Here is a 19,271-nt window from a genome sequence, read left to right as displayed (position 1 = left end):
ACCGAACGACCCGATGGAAAATGGAACTGAGACCGTCGCCAGCTAGCGTCCACGCCTGAGGTCCGCGGTCGCACGCCTGAGGATATCGTGAAGCCAGTCATGCGATGGCTCGCCCTCGATACGTTCGTGCCACAACAGCCGGACCTCGACCGGGGTTGTGGCGTAAGGCAGTTCGTACGTCGTGATGGCATGCGCGCGTTCGAATGCCCGCGCCAATGGACGCGGAACGATGGCCGCGAGTTCAGAGTCCGCGAGCAGGGCGGGCAGCGCCAGGAAATGCGGCAGCGAAACCGCTATGCGCGGCGGCCGGTCGCTTTCGGACAATGCCCGTTCGAGCGCCGCGCGGTCATACATTTCCGATCGCCTTGCGAGGCCGCGCTCGGAGATGAAGCCTCCGATTGCGCCCTCCTGCTCGCCGCCGAAGGACACAACGACCAGCGGCATGCGCGCCAGGGCCGCGTTGTCGATCCGGCCGAGCTTGCGCTTTCCGCCCACGATCAGCACGTCGTCATATTCGAACAACAGCGAGGTCCGGAAGCGGCTCGGCGGATCCGAGAAGACGCCGATCGCAACGTCGATGCGACCAAGGTCGATCTGCTCCGCAAGGTCGATCCGTGTCACCGGCTTGATGATCAGGTCGATCGCCGGCGCCTCAAGCCCAAGTATCTTCAGGAGCGGTGACGCCAGCACCATCGTGGTGAAGTCGTTGGCGGCGAGGGTGAATTGCCTTGTGGAGGCCGCCGGAACGAAGCGCGGCTGCTCGACCGCCGCCTCGAGGGATCGCAGCGCTTCGCGAACCTGTGGCGCCATCGTCAACGCACGCGCGGTCGGCTGCATGCCGGTTGCCGTGCGCACGAACAAATCGTCTTCCAGCATCTCGCGGAGCCGGGCGAGCGAATGGCTCACGGCGGATTGACTGAGCGCAACCCGCTGGCTCGCCCGCAGCACGCTGCGCTCCTCCATGACGGCGTCGAAGACCTTGAGCAGGTTCAGGTCCAGGGTCTTGAAGGAAACAGCCACGTGCAGGACACCGTCGCAGGCGGATCGCGCGCCCGTTGCGTACCTGCGATCGTTTCCAGTTAAGGCCATGCGCGCGGCCAACGCAACCGAGCAGGGCGCCCGGACCGCGACGCCCAGCCGTTCGCGCCACCAATCTGAAGGCGGTTCAGGATCACTCTGCAAGAGTTTCACTTCCGCATTCGCGCGATCCCGTCATGATCCCGACGCCGAATTTGGAGGAGACGGGCAATGAAATCCTGCGGGATGTCGATCGGAGCTTTCGGACTGGCACTCGCGCTGTTCTCGTCGCCGGCCCTTGCGCAGGACGGTCCGGTCAAGCTCGGCGTTCTCACCGACATGTCCTCGCTCTACGCCGACAATGGCGGCCAGGGCTCGGTGATCGCGGCGCAAATGGCGGTCGACGACTTTGGCGGCCAGGTGCTGGGGCGCAGCATCCAGATCGTCGCGGGAGACCACCAGAACAAGGCCGATGTGGGAGCCACCATAGCGCGGCGCTGGCTCGAAAATGAAAACGTCGAGGTGATCCTCGACGTGCCGAATTCTGCGGTCGCGCTGGCGGTGCAGGGCATCACACGCGACAAGAAGAAGCTCTTCCTCGCCACCGGCGCCGCCACGTCGCGCCTGACTGGCGACGAATGCTCGCCGACCGGAATTCACTGGACCTACGACACCTATGCGCTGTCGCAGGGAACGACGCGGGCGATGTCGCGTCTCGGCGCAAACTCCTGGTACTTCATCTCGGTCGACTATTCCCTCGGCGCCCAACTCGAGGCCGACAGCCGCAAGGTCATCGACGCCATGGGCGGCAAGGTGATCGGCGCCGTGAAACATCCGCTCAATACGCCGGATTTTTCGTCCTTCCTGCTCCAGGCACAGTCCTCGAAGGCGGACGTGATCGCACTCGCCGACACCGGCGGCGACTTCATCAACGTCGTCAAGCAGGCCGGCGAATTCGGCATCACGCAGCGGCAGAAGCTGGTCGGGCTGCTCGTCTTCATTGCCGACATTCACAGTCTCGGGCTCCAGAGCGCCCAGGGCCTGATGCTGAGCTCGGCGTTCTACTGGGACCTGAACGAGGACACGCGGGCGTGGTCGAAGCGCTTCATCGCCAAGACCCAGAAGGTCCCGACCATGATCCACGCCGGCACCTATGGCGCGGTGATGCACTACCTTAGGGCGGTCCAGGCGGCCGGCACGCTGGATGGGCCGACCATAGCCGCCAGGATGCGCGCCATGCCCGTGAACGATTTCATGACGAAAAATGGCCGGATCCGCGAGGACGGCCGGCTGGTCCGCGACATGTATCTGTTTCGCGTCAAGTCGCCCGAGCAGTCCAAATACAAGTTCGACTATTACGAGTTGCTGGCGACGATTCCGGGCAAGGAAGCCTTCCGGCCGATGGAGCAAGGCGGATGTCCGCTCCTGAAGCAGCCATGATTGGCGAGGGCGCAGCCGTGCAGAGCGGCATCGACGAGATCATCGCAGGCCGTTTTGCATGCCGCGACTTCTCGGGCGCGCCGGTCGGGCGAGGGACCGTTGAGCAGATTCTCCGCGTGGCGCGGTTTGCGCCAAGCGGTGCCAATATCCAGCCCTGGCACGTCTACGTGCTGGCCGGCGATGCCAAAGACAGGGTCTCGGTGGCGCTGCGCGAGGCGCACGAAACCGCCCGCGACGCGCATATGTCGGAATACAGATACTACGCCAGTGACCTGCCCGAACCCTACCTGCAACGACGACAGGAGTTCGGCCGGTTGTTCTACGGTTCGCTCGGCATCGCCCAGACCGATATCAAAGCCAGGAGCGGCCAGACCGCCAAGAACTATGCGTTCTTCGGCGCGCCCGTCGGGCTGATCGTCACGATCGACCGGCGCCTGGAGGTCGGCAGCTGGCTCGACCTCGGCATGTTCATCCAGAACGTGCTGCTGGCTGCGGCAGGCCATGGGCTCCAGTCATGTCCGCAGGAGACGTTCTCGAAATACCACCGGATCCTGCGTCCGCTGCTGTCGATCCCGGCGGAGCAAATGGTCGTGTGCGGCATTTCGATCGGCCGTGCCAGGGACCAAATCGCGGGCAGGCTGATGCCGCGCGCGGACACCGCGGACTTCGCCTCGTTCGCGGGCTTTGAAGAACAAAGTGCAACCCAAATGGAAAGGACAACGCCATGGCAAGCCGAGACGACCTGATTGCGCGCAGCATTCCGTTTCTCCGCGAGGTCAAGGACATGACGCCCGGCGCGGAGATGGAGCGGTGGCTCAACCAAACTTACGGCGAGGGCAGCCAGCTCTACCAGGACCTGGCGCGGCTGATTAAGCGCGGCGTCGAGGAAGGCTGGGCGGCCAACCAGGAGGTCGACGGTCCGAACTACCGGCGCAGCCGCATCATGGATCCGACGCCTGAAACGTTCCAGTTCAGCATCACGGCCGTCTACATGAACAGCACCGATCCGCGCCGCTTCAAGGACGAGGACGACCACGACGTCCTCCGCGGGCAATATCACGGTCACCCATACGGGGAACTGAACCTGGTCGTGCCGCTGGACAAGGGCGCCGAGCTCAAGGGGCTGCAGGGCTGGCAAGGGCCCGGCTGGACCGCGCCCGATCCCGGCAGCCGGCACTATCCTGAGGTGCGCGGCGGCGCCGTCATCGCGCTGTTCTATCTGCCCGCCGGACGCATCTCCTACGACTTCGCGGCGCCGTCCTGACTGCCGGCCGGACCATCTCGGGTGACGCCGTGCGCGAGCGTCACCCGTTCAGAAGAATGCACAGCTGAGTCCGCGCGCGGCGACGCGCCGCGACGCCACGGCCAGCAAGGCGGCTCACCATGAACGGTGGGGAGGGATTTCGGCGACCATGCGCCAGGCGGGCCCCAGCCCGGACCGCCATATCCGTAATTCGCATAAGGTATATTATGGAATATCTTTATATACAATTAGATCAGATATTTAGGTCGAATTCCTGACACCGCGCCTTCGCTCGCCGTCCGTTTTCGATCAGGATCGCGACCGGCCTCTCGGCTCTTAACGGCTACTGTGGCATGGGGTTGTTTTTCAGATTTTGAATCCGGTCTATCTGCCGAAAGCCGATATTGCCGCGACGGTGTCCGGCTGCAATAAGCGAGACCTCGCGAGATCGCAGATGACCTTCAGGCCTTCCGTCCGTATAGGTTTGCATCTCAGAACAACAACAAACTTCCGAGGAAGCAGACCCATGAGCTTTTCCCGACGCACGCTTCTCAAGGCCTCCGCCGCGACCGCGGTCCTGGGCGGCCTCGGTGCGCCCCATGTGGCCCGCGCCCAGAGCGCCGAGTTCACCTACAAATACGCCAACAACCTGCCTGACACCCATCCGCTGAACGTGCGCGCCAAGGAGATGGCGTCGGCGATCAAGGCCGAGACCAACGGCAAGTTCGACCTCCAGATATTTCCGAACAACCAGCTCGGCTCCGACACCGACATGCTGAGCCAGATCCGCTCCGGCGGCGTCGAGTTCTTCACGCTGTCAGGCCTGATCCTGTCGACCCTGGTGCCGGCCGCGTCCATCAACGGCATCGGCTTCGCGTTCCCGGACTACGGCACGGTCTGGAAGGCCATGGACGGCGACCTCGGCGCCCATGTCCGCGGCGAGATCAAGAAGGCCGGCCTCGAGGTCATGGACAAGATCTGGGACAACGGCTTCCGCCAGACCACGTCGTCGAGCAAGCCGATCAACGGGCCCGACGACCTCAAGGGCTTCAAGATCCGCGTGCCGGTGTCGCCGCTGTGGACCTCGATGTTCAAGGCGTTCGATGCCGCGCCCGCCTCGATCAATTTCGCCGAGGTCTATTCCGCGCTCCAGACCAAGATCGTCGAGGGCCAGGAGAACCCGCTGGCGATCATCTCGACCGCCAAGCTGTACGAGGTGCAGAAGTACTGCTCGCTGACCAACCACATGTGGGACGGATTCTGGTTCCTGGCCAACCGCCGCGCCTGGAGCGCGCTGCCAGAGGATGTGCGCACCGTCGTCGCCAAGAACATCAACGCCGCCGCCGTCAAGGAGCGTGAGGATACCGCCAAGCTCAATGCGAATCTCCAGCAGGAGCTCGCGGGCAAAGGCCTGACCTTCAACCAGCCTGCGGTGGCGCCGTTCCGTGACAAGCTGCGCTCCGCCGGCTTCTATGCCGAGTGGAAGGGCAAGTATGGCGACCAGGCCTGGGATCTCCTGGAAAAGGCCGTCGGCAAGTTGTCGTAACGCGCGTTGGGGCCGCCGAGGTTCTTATCGAGATGGCTCATGTCGAGGTTGAGGCGACCGGAGTGGTGGGCGAGGTGGCTGTTCAGCCCCCTCACCGATCCCTCGTGCTGGCCTCGCTGGAGCGCATCCTCGGCCTCGCCGTCGAGATCCCCGCGGCCATTCTGGTGGTCGCGGAGATCGTGATCCTGTTTGCGGGTGTGGTCGCGCGCTACGGCGTGCACCGGCCGCTGATCTGGTCGGATGAGCTCGCCTCGATCCTGTTCCTGTGGCTGGCGATGCTGGGCGCGGCGGTCGCATTCCGCCGCTCCGAGCACATGCGCATGACGGCGCTCGTCGCGAGCGCCAGGCCGGCCGTGCGCGGCTATCTGGACGTGGTCGCGACCTGCGCGGCGCTGGCGTTCCTGGCGCTGATCGTCTGGCCATCCGCCGAATACGCCTACGAGGAAAGCTTCATCACCACGCCGGCGCTCCAGATTTCGAACATGTGGCGCGCCGCGGCGCTGCCGGCCGGCATCTGCCTGATGGCGGTGTTCGCGCTGCTGCGGCTGCTGCGCGCCGCCGATTACCGCATGGTGCTGACGGCGGTGATATCGGTTGCCGTCATCGTCGGTCTGTTTTGGCTGGCGCAGCCTTTTCTGCGGCCGCTCGGCAATCTCAACCTCGTCATCTTCTTCGTCGGCGTCGCCGGCTTCTGCGTCTTTGCCGGCGTTCCCATTGCGTTCGGGTTTGGCCTCGCGATCTTCGGCTATCTGGCGCTGACCACGCGGACGCCGGTCATGGTGCTGGTCGGGCGGATGGACGAGGGCATGAGCCACCTCATCCTGCTCTCGGTGCCGCTCTTCGTGTTCCTGGGGCTCCTGATCGAGATGACCGGCATGGCGCGGGCCATGGTCGCGTTCCTGGCGAGCCTGCTCGGCCATGTCCGCGGCGGCCTGCATTACGTGCTCGTCGGCGCGATGTACCTCGTCTCCGGCATCTCCGGCGCCAAGGCGGCCGACATGGCGGCGGTGGCGCCCGTGCTGTTCCCGGAAATGAAGCAGCGCGGCGCCAAGCCCGGCGACCTCGTAGCACTTCTTGCGGCTACGGGTGCCCAAACCGAGACCATTCCGCCGAGCCTCGTGCTGATCACGATCGGCTCGGTCACGGGCGTCTCGATCGCCGCCCTCTTCACCGGCGGCCTGCTGCCCGGCGTCGTGCTCGCCATCACGCTCTGCATGCTGGTGTGGTGGCGCTATCGCCACGAGGACATGAGCCATGTCCGCCGCGCCACGGGTGGCGAGATCGGCAAGACCTTCGTCATCGCCCTGCCCGCGCTCGCGCTGCCCTTCGTGATCCGCTACGCCGTGGTCGAGGGCATTGCGACCGCGACCGAAGTCTCCACCATCGGCATCGTCTACGGCGCCCTGGTCGGTCTCCTCGTCTACCGCCGCTTCGACTGGCGGCGGCTGTTTCCCATGCTGGTCGAGACCGCGTCGCTGTCGGGCGCAATCCTGCTGATCATCGGCACGGCGACCGGCATGGCCTGGGGGCTCACCCAATCCGGCTTCTCGCGCTCGCTGGCTTCAGCCATGACCGGATTGCCCGGGGGGCCTGCGACCTTCATCGCCGTGTCCATCCTGGCCTTCACCATCCTCGGCAGCGTGCTCGAGGGCATTCCGGCAATCGTGCTGTTCGGGCCGCTGCTGTTTCCGATCGCCCGTGCCGTCGGCGTGCACGAGGTGCACTATGCCATGGTGATCATTCTCGCCATGGGTATCGGACTATTCGCCCCGCCCTTCGGGGTCGGCTATTATGCCGCCTGCGCCATCGGACGCGTCGACCCGGCCGAAGGCATCAGGCCGATCTGGGGCTATCTGCTGGCGCTGCTGGTGGGATTGATCATCGTCGCGATCTTCCCCTGGATCTCGATCGGATTCCTGTAGAGCGCGGCGTCAAGGAGGGTTCGATGAGCGAGCGGCAGAACCAGTACAACATCGGCCTCGACAAGACCCCCGCCAACTACGTTCCGCTGAGCCCGCTGAGCTTCCTCGCACGCAGCGCCGCCGTCTATCCCAACCATGTCAGCACGGTCTATGAGGGCCGCAGCTTCACGTGGCGCGAGACGCATGAGCGCTGCAAACGATTTGCGTCCTGGCTCGGCGGCAAGGGCATCGGCGTCGGCGATACCGTCGCGGCGATGCTGCCGAACATTCCGGCGATGAACGAGGTGCACTTCGCCGTCCCCATGACCGGCGCCGTTCTCAATGCGCTCAACATTCGTCTCGATGCGCCTTCGATCGCGTTTCAACTCGATCATGGCGGTGCCAAGATCATCCTGGTCGATCCGGAGTTTTCGACTGTCATCACCGACGCGCTCGCGCAGATGAAGGGCCCGAAGCCGTTCGTCGTCGACGTCGACGACGCCTCTTTCAAGGGCGGCAAGCGCATCGGCGAGATCGAGTATGAGGCGGCGGTTGCGCAAGGCGACCCGGACTTCGCGGCGATCCCGCCAGGCGACGAATGGGACGCCATCGCGCTGAGCTATACCTCGGGTACCACGGGCAATCCCAAGGGCGTCGTCACCCATCATCGCGGCGCCTATCTGAACGCCGTCAGCAACATCCTCGCCGGCCAACTCGGCCAGCATCCGGTCTATCTCTGGACGCTGCCGATGTTCCACTGCAACGGCTGGTGCTTCCCATGGACCATCGCGGCGGCCGCCGGCATCAACGTCTGCCTGCGCAAGGTCGAGCCGACAAAAATCTTCGAGCTGATCAAGCAGCACGGCGTCACCCACATGTGCGGCGCGCCGATCGTCTACAACACGCTGATCAACGCACCCGACGCGCCGAAGGGCAGTGCCGCGCGCCGCGTCGTGGGCCTGATCGCCGGCGCCGCACCGCCGGTTGCCGTGCTGGAAGGCGCGGAGAGCATCGGCATCAGGCTCACGCACGTCTACGGCCTGACCGAGGTCTACGGCCCCGCCTCCGTCTGCGCCGAGCAACCCGGCTGGGACGATCTGCCCGCCGCCGAGCGCGCCAGCATGAAGCGGCGGCAGGGCGTGCCCTACCCGCTCGAGGAAGGCGTCACCGTCATCAATCCGCAGACGATGCAGGAGGTGCCCCGGGACGGCGAGACCATCGGCGAGGTCATGTTCCGCGGCAACATCGTGATGAAGGGCTACCTCAAGAACGAGAAGGCGACGAAGGAAGCCTTCGAGGGCGGCTGGTTTCACACCGGCGACCTCGGCGTGCTCGACGAGCACGGTTACGTCATCATCAAGGATCGCTCCAAGGACATCATCATTTCCGGTGGCGAGAACATTTCCTCCGTCGAGGTCGAGGACATCCTCTACAAGCATCCGGCCGTGCTGTTCGCAGCCGTCGTCGCAAAGCCCGATCCGAAATGGGGCGAGGTGCCCTGTGCCTTCGTCGAACTGAAGGACGGCGCCAGCGCGACCGAAGCCGAGATCATCGCCTTCTGCCGCACGCATATGAGCGGCTTCAAGACGCCGAAGGCCGTCGTGTTCGGACCGATCCCGAAGACGTCCACGGGCAAGATCCAGAAATTCTTGCTGCGTAACGAGGTCGGCTCGTCGAAGGCGATCTCGGCCTGAACCGAGCCGGCGCGATCAGTGCGTCTCGAGCCGCATGCCGTCGTAGGCCGGCACCACGTCCGCGGGCAGCGATTGCCGGATCACCTCGTAATCGACGTCGGCCGTCATGTTGGTGATGACGGCCCGCTTCGGCTTGAAGCGCTCGATCCAGGACAGCGCATCGTTGATGCTGAAATGGCTGGAATGCTGGGTGTAGCGCAAGCCGTCGACGATCCAGAGATCGAGATTCTCCAGCGCGCCCCAGCTCTCGCGCGGGATGTCGTTGAGGTCGGGCGTGTAGGCGGCATTGCCGATGCGATAGCCGAGCGCGGGAATCTGGCCGTGTTGGACCAGGAAGGCGGTCATGGTCACGTCGCCGCCCTTGCCGCTGATGGTCCGGCTTTCGCCGGCCTCGATCGAATGCCGGTGCAGGATCGGCGGATAGTCGCTGCCCTCGGGCGAGATGAAGCAGTAGGAGAACCGCGCCATGATGTCTTTCGCGGTCGACTGGTTGAAATAAACCGGAATGCGCTTGCGCATGTGGAGCACGACGGAGCGCAGATCGTCCATGCCGTGGGTCTGGTCGGCATGCTCATGGGTCAGGAACACCGCGTCGATGTGGTCGACATTGGTATCGATGAGCTGCTCGCGCAGGTCGGGCGAGGTGTCGATCACGATGCGCGTGGTGCCGTGGTGTGATGTCTGCTCAACCAGCAGCGAGCAGCGGCGGCGGCGGTTCTTTGGATTGTTGGGATCGCAGGCGCCCCAGCCGAGTGCCGGGCGCGGCACGCCGGCGGAGGAGCCGCAGCCCAGGATCGTCAGCGTCAGCGTCATGCGGCTCCCAGTCCTAAGATTTCACCTTGGAGAACAGGCGGAAGAAGTTTTCGGTGGTCTGGCGTGAGATCTCATCGAGCGACACGCCGCGCATTTCGGCGAGCACCTTGGCGACCTCGACCACATAGGCCGGCTCGTTGCGTTTGCCCCGGAACTTGCCGGGCGCAAGATAGGGCGAGTCTGTTTCAACCAGAATACGGTCCGACGGCAGTTCAGCCGCAAGCGCGCGCAGGGTCTCCGATTTCTTGAAGGTCAGGATGCCCGTGAAGCCGATATAGAGCCCGAGCGACACCGCCTTCAGCGCCAGCTCGCGCCCGCCCGTGTAGCAATGCAGCACGGCGCGAAACGATCCCTTGGCGGCCTCCTCCTCCAGGATGCGGCCGCAATCCTCGTCCGCCTCGCGGGTATGGATCACCAGCGGCAGGCCGGTCGCACGGGCCGCGGCGATGTGCGCGCGAAAGCCCCTCGCCTGCGCCTCCGGCGCGCCGTTGTCGTAGAAATAGTCGAGCCCGGCCTCGCCGAGCGCGACGACCTTGGGATGCCCGGTCAACCCGATCAGCTCGTCCGGCGAGATGCCGTCTTCCTCGTCCGCGTTGTGCGGATGGGTACCGACCGAGCAGTAGACGTCATCGTAGCGCTCAGTGATGGCCAGAAGCTGATTGAGCTTTCGCACCCGCGTGGAGATCGTGACCATACGGCCGATGCCGGCCGCACGTGCACGCGAGACGATCCCGTCGAGGTCTTCCGCAAAGTCCGGAAAATCCAGATGGCAGTGGCTGTCGACCAGCATCGCCCGAACGCCCTAGGCCGCCGGCTCGATGTAGCGCGGGAACGCCGGTGTTGGCGCCGGCAGCGTCGAGCCTGGCGCGATCCGTTTGGCGCCCCCGAGCATCGCGAAGTTCCGCTCGCCCGCGGGAATGCCGAGGCTGTCGAGCAGCAGGCCCGAGGCAGTCGGCATCGCCGGCTGGGCCAGGATCGCGATCTGGCGCACGACTTCGGCGGTGACATAGAGCACCGTCTTCTGCCTGACAGGATCGGTCTTGGCGAGCGCCCACGGCGCCTCGCCCGCGAAATAGCGGTTGGCCTCCGCGACCACGGCCCACACGGCGTTGAGCCAGTGATGGATCTGCTGCGTCGCCATCGCTTCGCGCGATGCGGCGATCATGCCGTCCGCCATCGCCAGAATCGCCTTATCGTTGTCGCTGAACTCGCCCGGCTCCGGCAGCACGCCGCCGAGCTGCTTGGCGATCATCGACAGCGAGCGCTGCGCGAGGTTGCCGAGGTCGTTGGCGAGATCGGCATTGATGCGCGCGACGATGGCATCGTGGTTGTAGTTGCCGTCCTGGCCATACGAGACCTCGCGCAGGAAGAAATAGCGCATCTGGTCGACGCCATACTGGTCGGCAAGATTGAAGGGGTCGACGACATTGCCGACCGACTTCGACATCTTCTCGCCCCTGTTGAACAGGAAGCCATGGGCATAGACCCTCTTCGGCAGCGAAATGCCGGCCGACATCAGGAATGCGGGCCAGTAGACCGCGTGGAAGCGGATGATGTCCTTGCCGATGATGTGCACGTCGGCCGGCCAGTAGCGCCAGTTCTTGTCGCTCTCGTCGGGGAATCCGACGCCGGTGATGTAATTGGTCAGCGCGTCGACCCAGACATACATCACGTGCTCTTCGTCGCTGGGCACTTTCACGCCCCAATCGAAGGTCGTGCGCGAGATCGAGAGATCGCGCAGGCCGCCGCGTACGAAGCTCACCACCTCGTTCTTGCGCGAGTCCGGGCCAATGAATTCAGGATGATCTTCGTAGAGCTTCAGAAGCTTGTCCTGATAGGCCGACAGGCGGAAGAAATAGCTCTTCTCCTCGACCCATTCGACTGGCGTGCCTTGCGGGCCGAGGCGCACGCCGTCGTCGTTCAGGCGCGTCTCGTCCTCGGCGTAATACGCCTCGTCGCGCACCGAGTACCAGCCGGCATAGCTGTCGGCGTAGATGTCGCCGTTCGCTTCCATGCGCCGCCAGATCTCCTGGCTGGAGCGATGGTGCTGCTCTTCGGTGGTGCGGATGAAGCGGTCGAACGACACGTTCAGACGCTCGTCCATCTCCTTGAAGCGGCCAGCATTGCGGGTCGCGAGCGCGGACGGGGTCAGGCCCTCGTTCTGCGCAGTCTGGACCATCTTCTGACCGTGCTCGTCGGTGCCGGTCAGGAAGAACACGTCCTTGCCGTCGAGCCGCGCAAAGCGCGCCAGCACGTCGGCCGAGATCGCCTCATAGGCGTGGCCGATATGCGGGCTGCCGTTGGGATAGGCGATGGCGGTCGAGATGTAGAAGACGTTGTCGCGCGCGGGCGCAGCAACGAGAGTTGCGGCTTGCGGAGCTGCGACGGGCTTCGGCGCGGGCGGCGCCTCAGGCTTCGACACCTTGGGCTTCGACACCTTGGGCTTCACAACCTTCGGCGGCGTGGCGACAGGAGCCGGTGCTGCGGTCACGGCAGGCGCGGTCACTTTCGCTTTCTTGGCGACCTTCTTTGCCGGAGGAGCCTTGCTCTTCGCCGGAGATTTGGCTGCCTTTTTGGCCGCTTTCTTCACCGCCTTCTTGGCGACGACCTGCTTCTTCGCAGCCTTCTTGCCGGCCTTCTTTGTCGTCTTCGCAGCGCTTTTCTTCACGCCCTTCTTGACGGCAGCCTTCTTGGTCTTCTTGACCTTCTTGGCAGCTTTGCGCGCGAGCGCCTTCACGGCCTTCTTCACGGCCTTGTTGGCAGCCTTCTTCTTGCTGCTCTTGCCCCTGGCGGTTTTCTTAGCTCGCGTGGCCACGACGAATTCCTTTACCGGCTTCTCGAAATTTGGAAACGAACCTGCGTTAGGTCATTATTTGGAGTATGATCCTGTCGGAAAACCGCTGCACACTTTTCCGGATCATGCTCTAGCGCGTTGCGTCCGCCAGCCAGCCGAACACCGAGAAAACCAAGGGCTTTCGCTCCAGATTGTAGGTTTCGGTGTCGCGCGCGGCGCGGACGATCTTTTCCCATACCTCAGCTAGGCGCGCAAGGCGCGGCAGATTCTGGTTGGCATTGGCCTCGTCGGAGTGCAGGCGCTCCGCAATCCAGCGATCGATGCCGTCGATGAAGGCCGCCAGCGCGACTCGATCGCTGGTGCCGAGCGAATCGCCGAGCGTGTGCAATTCGCGCGGATCGACCTGTGGCAGGCGCGCGAGCAGCGCCGCCGTGCGCTGCTGCAGCTTCAGGGCATCGCCGCCGAGCAGCGTCAGCGCCCGCGCGACACTGCCCTCGGAGGCCTCCGCGGCCTCGCGCAGCGCCGGATCGTTCGGATCGAGGTCAGCCGTCGAAGCTGCGGCGCCGATCACATCATCCGTGTCGAGCGGGCGCAGGCGCAGCTTGCGGCAGCGCGACTGGATCGTGGCGAGCACACGCGCCGGCGCGTGGCTGACCAGGAGGAACAGCGATTGCTGCGGCGGCTCCTCGAGGATTTTCAGCAGCGCGTTGGCAGCATTCGGATTGAGCTCGTCGACGGTGTCGACGATGCAGACGCGCCAACCTTCTGCCGCGGCCGTCGAGCCGAAGAAACCGATCGTCTCCCGCGTCTCGTCCACGGTGATCACCGTGCGCATCACGCCGCGGTCGTTGGCGGTGCGTTCCAGCGTCAACAGCCCGCCATGCGAGCTGGCCGCAACCTGCCGCGCCACGGCGTTATCTGGATCGACCGCGAGGGTCTCGGCGCGCTGCACGGACGGCGCCAGCGGCTGGCCGTTGGAAAGCACGAAGCGCGCCATGCGATAGGCCAGCGTCGCCTTGCCGATCCCCTGCGGCCCGCCGATCAACCAGGCATGCGGGATGCGCCCGCTGCGATAGGCCGCGAGCAGCGCCGTCTCGGCCTCGCGATGGCCGAACAGAAGGCTCGTCTCGCGCGGATGCGGAATGGCGGTTTCGCGGTCGGCCTGGCGCGGGCTCATAGGGAAACCACCGATGCAGGGGTTGGGAGAAGACGGTCGCGCAGCGCCGTCCAGACTCGTCCAGCAACCGTGTCAGGATCGGAATTGGCATCGATCAGGACGCAACGGCCGGGATCGTCCTCGGCGATCTTGCGATAGGCCTCGCGCAGGCCCTGGTGGAAGCTGAGCTGCTCGCCCTCGAACCTGTCAGGTGTGCCGCTACCACGACGCACGGCGGCGCGCTGCAATCCAATCTCGACCGGCAAATCGAGGATGAGGGTGAGGTCCGGCTTGAGATCGCCGATCGTGACCCGCTGCATCGCGTTGATCAGGCCCATCGGCACGCGGCCGAGGCTGCCCTGATAGGCCCGCGTCGAGTCGGCGAAGCGGTCGCACAGCACCCAGGCGCCCCGATTGAGCGCAGGCTGGATCACGGTGCGGACATGGTCATCGCGAGCAGCCGCGAACAGCAGCGTCTCGGCGTCGGACCCGAGCAGCTTGCCCATCCCCGACAGCACCAGGTGGCGCATGATCTCGGCACCCGGCGAGCCGCCGGGCTCGCGCGTGACGAGGGTCCGCATCCTGGCCGCATTGAGGCGGTCGGCGAGCTTCTTGATCTGGGTCGACTTGCCGGTGCCCTCGCCGCCTTCAAAGGTGATGAAGCGTCCGCGCCCGGACGGCCGCTGTGCTGCGCTCTCACTCATGATCAGAGCTTCTCGGCGCCCGCGCGGAACATACCGATCACGAGCTCGCTGGCACCGTCGATCGCGCGGCGCATGGTCGAGCCGGTGCCGATCGCTTCGGCGGCATAGACTGGCGTTTCCACCGCGATGTTGCCGCTGCGCCAGACCTTGACCACGCCGACCTTCTGGCCGGCTTCGATCGGCGCGCGCACCGGTCCGCTATAGACGATGCGCGCAATCAGCTTGTCGCTGCCGTTCTTGTGCACCATCACCTTAACGGGCGTCTTGGCGACCAGCTTGACCGAGCGGCTCTCTCCGCCAAACACTTTTGCGTAGCCAACCTGCTGGTCGGCCGCGATCAGGGTGCGGGTCTCGAAATTGCGAAAACCCCATTCCAGCATCTTCTTGGCTTCGGTGGCGCGATCCTCAGGATCTTCCAGGCCATTGACGACCACGATCAGCCGCGTGCCGTTCTGCACGGCCGAGCCGACCATGCCGTAGCCGCCTTCCTTGGTGTAGCCGGTCTTCAGACCGTCAGCGCCTTCCATCGAATTGAGCAGAGGATTGCGGTTGGGTTGGCGGATCTTGTTCCAGGTGTACTCCTTCTCGCCGAACAGTTTGTAGAATTCGGGGAAGTCGAGAATGATGTGGCGCGCGAGGATGCCGAGCTCGCGCACCGTCATCTTGTTGCCGGGATCGGGCAAGCCGTTGGAATTGCCGAAGGTCGACTTCGTCATGCCGAGCTCGCGGGCACGCTTGGTCATGAAGTCGGCGGCAAAGATCTTCTCGTTGCCGGCGATGCCCTCGGCCAGCGCGATGCAGGCGTCATTGCCGCTCTGGATGATCGCGCCATGCAGGAGGTCGTCGACCGAAACCTTGCTGTTGATGGCGGCGAACATGGTCGAGCCGCCCGAGGGCGCCCCGCCCTTGCGCCAGGCGTTCTCGCTGATCCGGTACTCGTCGGTCGGCTTGATGTCGCCCTTCTTGATGGCATTGAAGACCACTTCGGCCGTCATCAGCTTCATCATGCTGGAGGGCGCGCGCAGCTCGTCGGCGTTCTTCTCGAACAGCACGCTGCCGCTGGAGGCCTCGATCAGGATCGCGGTGGGGGCGTCGCCATCGAAGCCGGAATCCTCGGCTTTCTTGGCGCCCTGGATGCTCTGGTTGGCGGCGTAGAGGGCCCCGCCCCAGCCGATGCCGGCCACCAGAACCGCCGCGATCAGCCCGCGCGCCAGCGCACCGGCGGAGAACCGGGTGCGACCGAGCGGAAAAAGACGAAATGCCATGGCGAAGCCCTGAGAGCGGCGTTCTAACAGCAGGAACCGGTGCGAACAACACGGGGCTGGCCGCCGAACCCGAGATTGCACGATTCTCGGCGCGCCCCTATCGTGGCACCTCATATTTACCGACCAAACCCCTGAAACAAGGCGGAAAAGCGATGTTGTCCACCCGCGTCATCAAGGCCAACGGGATCGACCTGTTCATCCGCGAAGCCGGCCAGGGTCCGCTGGTGGTGCTGTGCCACGGCTGGCCCGAGCTATCCTACTCCTGGCGCCACCAGATCCCGGCGCTGGCGGACGCCGGTTTCCACGTCGTCGCCCCCGACATGCGCGGCTACGGCCAGAGCTCGGCGCCGGCGGACGTTGCCGCCTACTCGATCTTCGACACGGTCGGCGACATCGTTGGCCTCGTGCAGGCGCTCGGCGAGAGCAAGGCGATGGTGGTCGGCCACGACTGGGGCGCGCCGGTCGCCTGGCACGCGGCGTTGTTCCGGCCCGACATCTTCACTGCGGTGGCGGGCCTGAGCGTGCCGCCGCCATTCCGCGGCCGCGGCAAGCCGCTCGATCTGCTGCGCCAGGGCGGCGTCACCAATTTCTACTGGCAGTATTTCCAGACGCCCGGCGTCGCCGAGGCCGAGTTCGAGCGTGACATCGCCCGCACCATGCGCATCGTGCTCGGCGGGCGCGGCCTTGCCGATCCCAGCGCCGCGATGTTCGTCCAGGAGGGCAAGGGCTTTCTCGGTCACGCGCTCGCCGAGGAACCGCTGCCCAACTGGCTCAGCGAGGCTGACCTCGCCTATTTCACCGAAAGCTTCCGCAAGTCCGGCTTCCGCGGCGGGCTGAACTGGTATCGCAACCTCGACCGCAATTGGGAGCTGACCGCGCCCTGGCAGGATGCGCAGATCCACCAGCCATCCCTCTTCATTGCCGGTTCGAAAGACGCCGTCATCACCGGCCTGATCGGCGCCAAGCGCGTCAACGAGCTCGAGCGCGTGCTGCCCAATCTGACGCGGAAGCTGATCATCGAGGGCGCCGGCCATTGGGTCCAGCAGGAGCGGCCTGACGAGGTCAACGCTGCGCTGCTGAAGTTCCTGCGCGAAGTGGCTGTGCGTTAGGCGAGATCTTTTTTCATCGCGATGTGGGCGGCGTCCGCCTGCCCGATCTCGGCAAATCCTCGCCGCAGGTAAAGCCTGTGCGCGGCCGGATTGTCCGCAAGCACCGAGAGCGTCAGCGCACCGACACCCTGCTGCCGTGCGCTCGCTTCGAGAGCGTCGAGGATCTTCGTGCCGGCGCCGCGACCGCAATCGGCCGGCAGCAGCGCGATGTCGATGATGTGCCAGTGCTCGCTTTCGCAATGAAGCAGCAGCCGGCCGATCGCGGTCCCTTCCTGTGTGACGATCAGCGAGATCGCCCCCGGAAACTGCGCGGCATAGCCGGCCGCTTGGCTGCGGAACTGTTGCGCGATGATCTGGCCGACGATCGGCCCGGACAATCCGGTCGCAGTGAATTGCCCCGTCCGCACCTCCTCGAAGAGACGCCGGATGAACGGCTCGTCATTCGGGCCTGCGGGCCGAAGCCGAAGAGCCGGATCGTCCGGGACGATGTCGAGCGGCGCGCCGTCAATCATGCCGTCGCGCACTCAAGATCGTTCAGGAGCTGCCGAAAGCCGGAAAGATTCCCGCATAGGCGATACACCAGACGATCGCCTGGGTCGGCTGCATGTTGTCGTGCGGCAGGTTCTGCCCGGTGAGTGTGACGGCGCTTGGCACCAAGGTGAGACTGCCGGGTGGCGCCGTGAAGCCGGTGAAGTTCGGGTCGATCGCAACCGTGGTCCCCGCCGCGCCGGGACCTGCCGTAGCGCCTGTCGCGCTTTTGTCGCCGAGTTGCAGGGCGTGCGTGTGCCTCGCCATGTTGTCGCCGATCAGCGTCACCGTCGAACTGCCGACGGTCTCGCCGACGACATAATTTTGCAATCCCGGGCCTTGCCCCTGACCGATCGCGACCGAACCGTTCAGGTTCGGCAAGGCGAAATTGGTCGTGCCATTGCCGCCGTAATAGGTACCGATGAGTGCAAATAACGCACTGTGACCCTGAATTGGCAGGAGCTGGCCGCCGCACGGCAGCCAGGCGCTGTTGAAGCCGCCGACTGCAAAAGGAAACGTAAAAGCCTGGATTTCTCCGACGAACGGATCTGACATGTTGTCTTTCCTTGAGACTGAATACGGATGCGTGCGCAGCCTAACCGGACGAAGGGAAGACGCCCGCGTAGCAAATGCAGTAATTGGCAACCACGCTCGACATCATGTTGTTGTGCCCGATGCTGTTGCCCGAAGTGGCGACGCAGGGGGCCATCGTGGAGTACGTCCCGGCGTTCGCAATCGGTGCGTAGAGTTCACCTGCTGACGCCGTGGCAAGATGAAGGGTCGGCCCGGGCGTTACATCCGTTGCCGTCACGGTCGAGGACATCAGCGCATGACTGTGGGTCGGCATTTCGGCTTCGATCAGGGTGTGGTTCTCCTCACCCCCGGGCTGGCCCAGCGTATAGTTCGGAAGGCCTGTCCCCTGTCCCTGTCCGATCGGCACACGGCCGCGTAGATCGGGAAGGTTGAACGTGTTGACGCCATCGCCGCCATAGGTGGTGCCGATCACGGCGTAAAGCGTCTCAAACTGGGCAATCGAGACCGACTGTCCATTGCAGGCGAACCAGCCGTCCGGCACCCGCGGAAAGCCAAACAACCTGATCTCGCCGATAAACGGATCTGCCATCGCATATGATCCTTGGTGTGCGCCCGTTCCGATCCGATCGGCGAATGCGCGAATATGGGAAAATTGAAGTGGACGGATTACGTTTGCGAAAATGCGGCCGTGCAGCCGCTCAGCTTCGCGACGGAAAAATCCCCTGCGTCGCGATCAGATAGCTGATCGTGAGATAGGGCTGCATGTTGTTATGCTGCTGGTTGCCGCCTTCGTTCACCAGATTGGTGGCCATCGCCAATGGCGTGTCGCCGCTCCCGGCTGCGGCAAAAATCTTCGTCGGGTTGGTCGCCGGCAGTGAGTTTGTCGCGAAGACGTTGCCTGTGGGAGGGACGCTCCCGCGTCCGCCTCCTCCGACAGCTGCGGACACTTGAATGAAATGATTGTGGGCCGGGAGCTGCTGCGCATTGAGGCTGGCCATATACGACCCGCCGGTCATGCCCACGGGATATTGGCCGGCGCCACTCGAGCCGAGGATCGCGCGACCGCGCAGATCCGGGAGTGCAAACGTCGTCACTCCGTTGCCGCCATAATAGGTGCCGAGCAACGAGAACAGCGCGGAATTTTGCTGGATGGCCAGCAGCGCACCGTTACACAGCGCCCAACCTCTGGGAATCACTGCGCCCGCAAAAGGCATGATCTGTCCGAGAACCGGCTGTAACGGCATGACCCCTCCCCCAAAAAACTAACGACCCGTCGCGTGATGATGCAAACTACGACGGCGGCACTTAAATTAAAGAATGAATTTATTGCGGCCCACTCGCCGAGATTGTTGAACAGCCAGCATCGACAGTCAAGCGCAAGCGCAACCATAAATTGATACGCCAAGCGTTTCCGTCGATTGCCATCAAAGCACGCTTTTGTTGCCGCTATGCAACGGTTCGCCGCAAAGTAGTGCCCGCGACTTGGTTTCGGCAGTTTGGCTGGCTCGCTCGCTTGCGTTGCGCACC

Annotated in this window: 18 protein-coding genes; 7 read left to right on the top strand and 11 right to left on the bottom strand. The window is 64.5% G+C overall.

All coding sequences use genetic code 11. From position 1 onward, the window contains the following. Nucleotides 1–42: 42 nt before the first annotated feature. Nucleotides 43–1,020 (bottom strand): LysR family transcriptional regulator, encoded by a 978-nt coding sequence (locus ABIB99_RS09590; RefSeq protein WP_354175580.1) that lies wholly within the window; start codon nt 1,018–1,020, stop codon nt 43–45. Nucleotides 1,021–1,248: 228 nt separating this feature from the next. Between ABIB99_RS09590 and ABIB99_RS09585 the strand changes: the two genes are divergently transcribed. The 6 genes from ABIB99_RS09585 to ABIB99_RS09560 all read left to right on the top strand — a co-directional run bounded on the left by ABIB99_RS09585 (nt 1,249) and on the right by ABIB99_RS09560 (nt 8,841). Further along, nucleotides 1,249–2,457, top strand: a complete 1,209-nt coding sequence (locus ABIB99_RS09585; protein WP_354175578.1) for an ABC transporter substrate-binding protein — start codon at nt 1,249–1,251, stop codon at nt 2,455–2,457. Continuing rightward, nucleotides 2,454–3,203: a nitroreductase gene (locus ABIB99_RS09580; protein WP_354175577.1), complete on the top strand. Its 750-nt coding sequence runs from the start codon at nt 2,454–2,456 to the stop codon at nt 3,201–3,203. The genes ABIB99_RS09585 and ABIB99_RS09580 overlap by 4 nt, the downstream gene beginning before the upstream one ends. Continuing rightward, nucleotides 3,182–3,721: a 4-hydroxylaminobenzoate lyase gene (locus tag ABIB99_RS09575; protein ID WP_354175575.1), complete on the top strand. Its 540-nt coding sequence runs from the start codon at nt 3,182–3,184 to the stop codon at nt 3,719–3,721. Before ABIB99_RS09580 ends, ABIB99_RS09575 begins: the two co-directional genes overlap by 22 nt. 505 nt (nt 3,722–4,226) lie before the next feature. Beyond that, nucleotides 4,227–5,246: a TRAP transporter substrate-binding protein gene (locus tag ABIB99_RS09570; RefSeq protein WP_354175574.1), complete on the top strand. Its 1,020-nt coding sequence runs from the start codon at nt 4,227–4,229 to the stop codon at nt 5,244–5,246. Nucleotides 5,247–5,278: 32 nt separating this feature from the next. Next, nucleotides 5,279–7,168, top strand: a complete 1,890-nt coding sequence (locus ABIB99_RS09565) for a TRAP transporter large permease (RefSeq protein WP_354175572.1) — start codon at nt 5,279–5,281, stop codon at nt 7,166–7,168. A gap of 23 nt (nt 7,169–7,191) precedes the next feature. Continuing rightward, nucleotides 7,192–8,841 carry an acyl-CoA synthetase gene (locus tag ABIB99_RS09560; RefSeq protein WP_354175571.1) on the top strand — a complete coding sequence of 550 codons (1,650 nt, stop codon included), beginning with the start codon at nt 7,192–7,194 and terminating at the stop codon, nt 8,839–8,841. A gap of 15 nt (nt 8,842–8,856) precedes the next feature. Here the strand turns inward: ABIB99_RS09560 and ABIB99_RS09555 are convergent, their stop codons facing one another. From ABIB99_RS09555 to ABIB99_RS09530, 6 genes are all read right to left on the bottom strand, one after another. Then, the gene (locus ABIB99_RS09555; protein WP_063983294.1) at nt 8,857–9,654 is read right to left on the bottom strand and encodes an MBL fold metallo-hydrolase; all 798 of its coding nucleotides are present in this window, start codon (nt 9,652–9,654) and stop codon (nt 8,857–8,859) included. 13 nt (nt 9,655–9,667) lie between these two features. Continuing rightward, the gene (locus ABIB99_RS09550; protein ID WP_063983293.1) at nt 9,668–10,444 is read right to left on the bottom strand and encodes a TatD family hydrolase; all 777 of its coding nucleotides are present in this window, start codon (nt 10,442–10,444) and stop codon (nt 9,668–9,670) included. Nucleotides 10,445–10,456: 12 nt separating this feature from the next. Continuing rightward, a complete protein-coding gene (gene metG, locus ABIB99_RS09545) occupies nt 10,457–12,469 on the bottom strand; it encodes a methionine--tRNA ligase (RefSeq protein WP_354175570.1) in 2,013 nt (670 codons plus the stop codon). Nucleotides 12,470–12,578: 109 nt separating this feature from the next. Further along, the gene (locus ABIB99_RS09540; RefSeq protein ID WP_354175569.1) at nt 12,579–13,625 is read right to left on the bottom strand and encodes a DNA polymerase III subunit delta'; all 1,047 of its coding nucleotides are present in this window, start codon (nt 13,623–13,625) and stop codon (nt 12,579–12,581) included. Next, nucleotides 13,622–14,308 (bottom strand): dTMP kinase, encoded by a 687-nt coding sequence (tmk, locus tag ABIB99_RS09535; RefSeq protein WP_354175568.1) that lies wholly within the window; start codon nt 14,306–14,308, stop codon nt 13,622–13,624. Before tmk ends, ABIB99_RS09540 begins: the two co-directional genes overlap by 4 nt. A gap of 2 nt (nt 14,309–14,310) precedes the next feature. Further along, nucleotides 14,311–15,573, bottom strand: a complete 1,263-nt coding sequence (locus tag ABIB99_RS09530; protein WP_354175567.1) for a D-alanyl-D-alanine carboxypeptidase family protein — start codon at nt 15,571–15,573, stop codon at nt 14,311–14,313. 152 nt (nt 15,574–15,725) lie between these two features. Here ABIB99_RS09530 and ABIB99_RS09525 point away from each other — a divergent pair, with 152 nt between their 5' ends. Beyond that, entirely contained in the window at nt 15,726–16,682 is a 957-nt protein-coding gene (locus ABIB99_RS09525; protein ID WP_354175566.1) for an alpha/beta fold hydrolase, read from the top strand. Here ABIB99_RS09525 and ABIB99_RS09520 read toward each other — a convergent pair. The 4 genes from ABIB99_RS09520 to ABIB99_RS09505 form a co-directional block, all read right to left on the bottom strand. Further along, nucleotides 16,679–17,194, bottom strand: a complete 516-nt coding sequence (locus ABIB99_RS09520; protein WP_354175564.1) for a GNAT family N-acetyltransferase — start codon at nt 17,192–17,194, stop codon at nt 16,679–16,681. The genes ABIB99_RS09525 and ABIB99_RS09520 overlap by 4 nt on opposite strands. A gap of 22 nt (nt 17,195–17,216) precedes the next feature. Further along, nucleotides 17,217–17,765, bottom strand: a complete 549-nt coding sequence (locus ABIB99_RS09515) for a phage tail protein (protein WP_208086838.1) — start codon at nt 17,763–17,765, stop codon at nt 17,217–17,219. 40 nt (nt 17,766–17,805) lie between these two features. Then, complete coding sequence (locus tag ABIB99_RS09510) at nt 17,806–18,333, bottom strand: phage tail protein (protein ID WP_354175563.1); 528 nt, start codon at nt 18,331–18,333, stop codon at nt 17,806–17,808. 109 nt (nt 18,334–18,442) lie between these two features. Further along, nucleotides 18,443–18,988, bottom strand: a complete 546-nt coding sequence (locus ABIB99_RS09505; protein ID WP_283016471.1) for a phage tail protein — start codon at nt 18,986–18,988, stop codon at nt 18,443–18,445. Nucleotides 18,989–19,271: the final 283 nt, after the last annotated feature.

The organism is Bradyrhizobium sp. LA6.1 (assembly GCF_040547805.1).
GTDB classification, from domain to species: Bacteria; Pseudomonadota; Alphaproteobacteria; order Rhizobiales; family Xanthobacteraceae; genus Bradyrhizobium; species Bradyrhizobium barranii.
The sequence above is the reverse complement of the archived record's forward strand: the minus strand, read 5'-3'. Positions and strand labels throughout refer to the sequence as shown.

Bases quoted from the DNA above. Each gene is read 5' to 3' on its own strand.
- ABIB99_RS09585 (WP_354175578.1), top strand. From the start codon at position 1,249: ATGAAATCCTGCGGGATGTCGATCGGAGCTTTCGGACTGGCACTCGCG.
- ABIB99_RS09580 (WP_354175577.1), top strand. From the start codon at position 2,454: ATGATTGGCGAGGGCGCAGCCGTGCAGAGCGGCATCGACGAGATCATC.
- ABIB99_RS09575 (WP_354175575.1), top strand. From the start codon at position 3,182: ATGGCAAGCCGAGACGACCTGATTGCGCGCAGCATTCCGTTTCTCCGC.
- ABIB99_RS09570 (WP_354175574.1), top strand. From the start codon at position 4,227: ATGAGCTTTTCCCGACGCACGCTTCTCAAGGCCTCCGCCGCGACCGCG.
- ABIB99_RS09565 (WP_354175572.1), top strand. From the start codon at position 5,279: ATGGCTCATGTCGAGGTTGAGGCGACCGGAGTGGTGGGCGAGGTGGCT.
- ABIB99_RS09560 (WP_354175571.1), top strand. From the start codon at position 7,192: ATGAGCGAGCGGCAGAACCAGTACAACATCGGCCTCGACAAGACCCCC.
- ABIB99_RS09555 (WP_063983294.1), bottom strand. From the start codon at position 9,654: ATGACGCTGACGCTGACGATCCTGGGCTGCGGCTCCTCCGCCGGCGTG.
- ABIB99_RS09550 (WP_063983293.1), bottom strand. From the start codon at position 10,444: ATGCTGGTCGACAGCCACTGCCATCTGGATTTTCCGGACTTTGCGGAA.
- ABIB99_RS09540 (WP_354175569.1), bottom strand. From the start codon at position 13,625: ATGAGCCCGCGCCAGGCCGACCGCGAAACCGCCATTCCGCATCCGCGC.
- tmk (WP_354175568.1), bottom strand. From the start codon at position 14,308: ATGAGTGAGAGCGCAGCACAGCGGCCGTCCGGGCGCGGACGCTTCATC.
- ABIB99_RS09530 (WP_354175567.1), bottom strand. From the start codon at position 15,573: ATGGCATTTCGTCTTTTTCCGCTCGGTCGCACCCGGTTCTCCGCCGGT.
- ABIB99_RS09525 (WP_354175566.1), top strand. From the start codon at position 15,726: ATGTTGTCCACCCGCGTCATCAAGGCCAACGGGATCGACCTGTTCATC.
- ABIB99_RS09520 (WP_354175564.1), bottom strand. From the start codon at position 17,194: ATGATTGACGGCGCGCCGCTCGACATCGTCCCGGACGATCCGGCTCTT.
- ABIB99_RS09515 (WP_208086838.1), bottom strand. From the start codon at position 17,765: ATGTCAGATCCGTTCGTCGGAGAAATCCAGGCTTTTACGTTTCCTTTT.
- ABIB99_RS09510 (WP_354175563.1), bottom strand. From the start codon at position 18,333: ATGGCAGATCCGTTTATCGGCGAGATCAGGTTGTTTGGCTTTCCGCGG.
- ABIB99_RS09505 (WP_283016471.1), bottom strand. From the start codon at position 18,988: ATGCCGTTACAGCCGGTTCTCGGACAGATCATGCCTTTTGCGGGCGCA.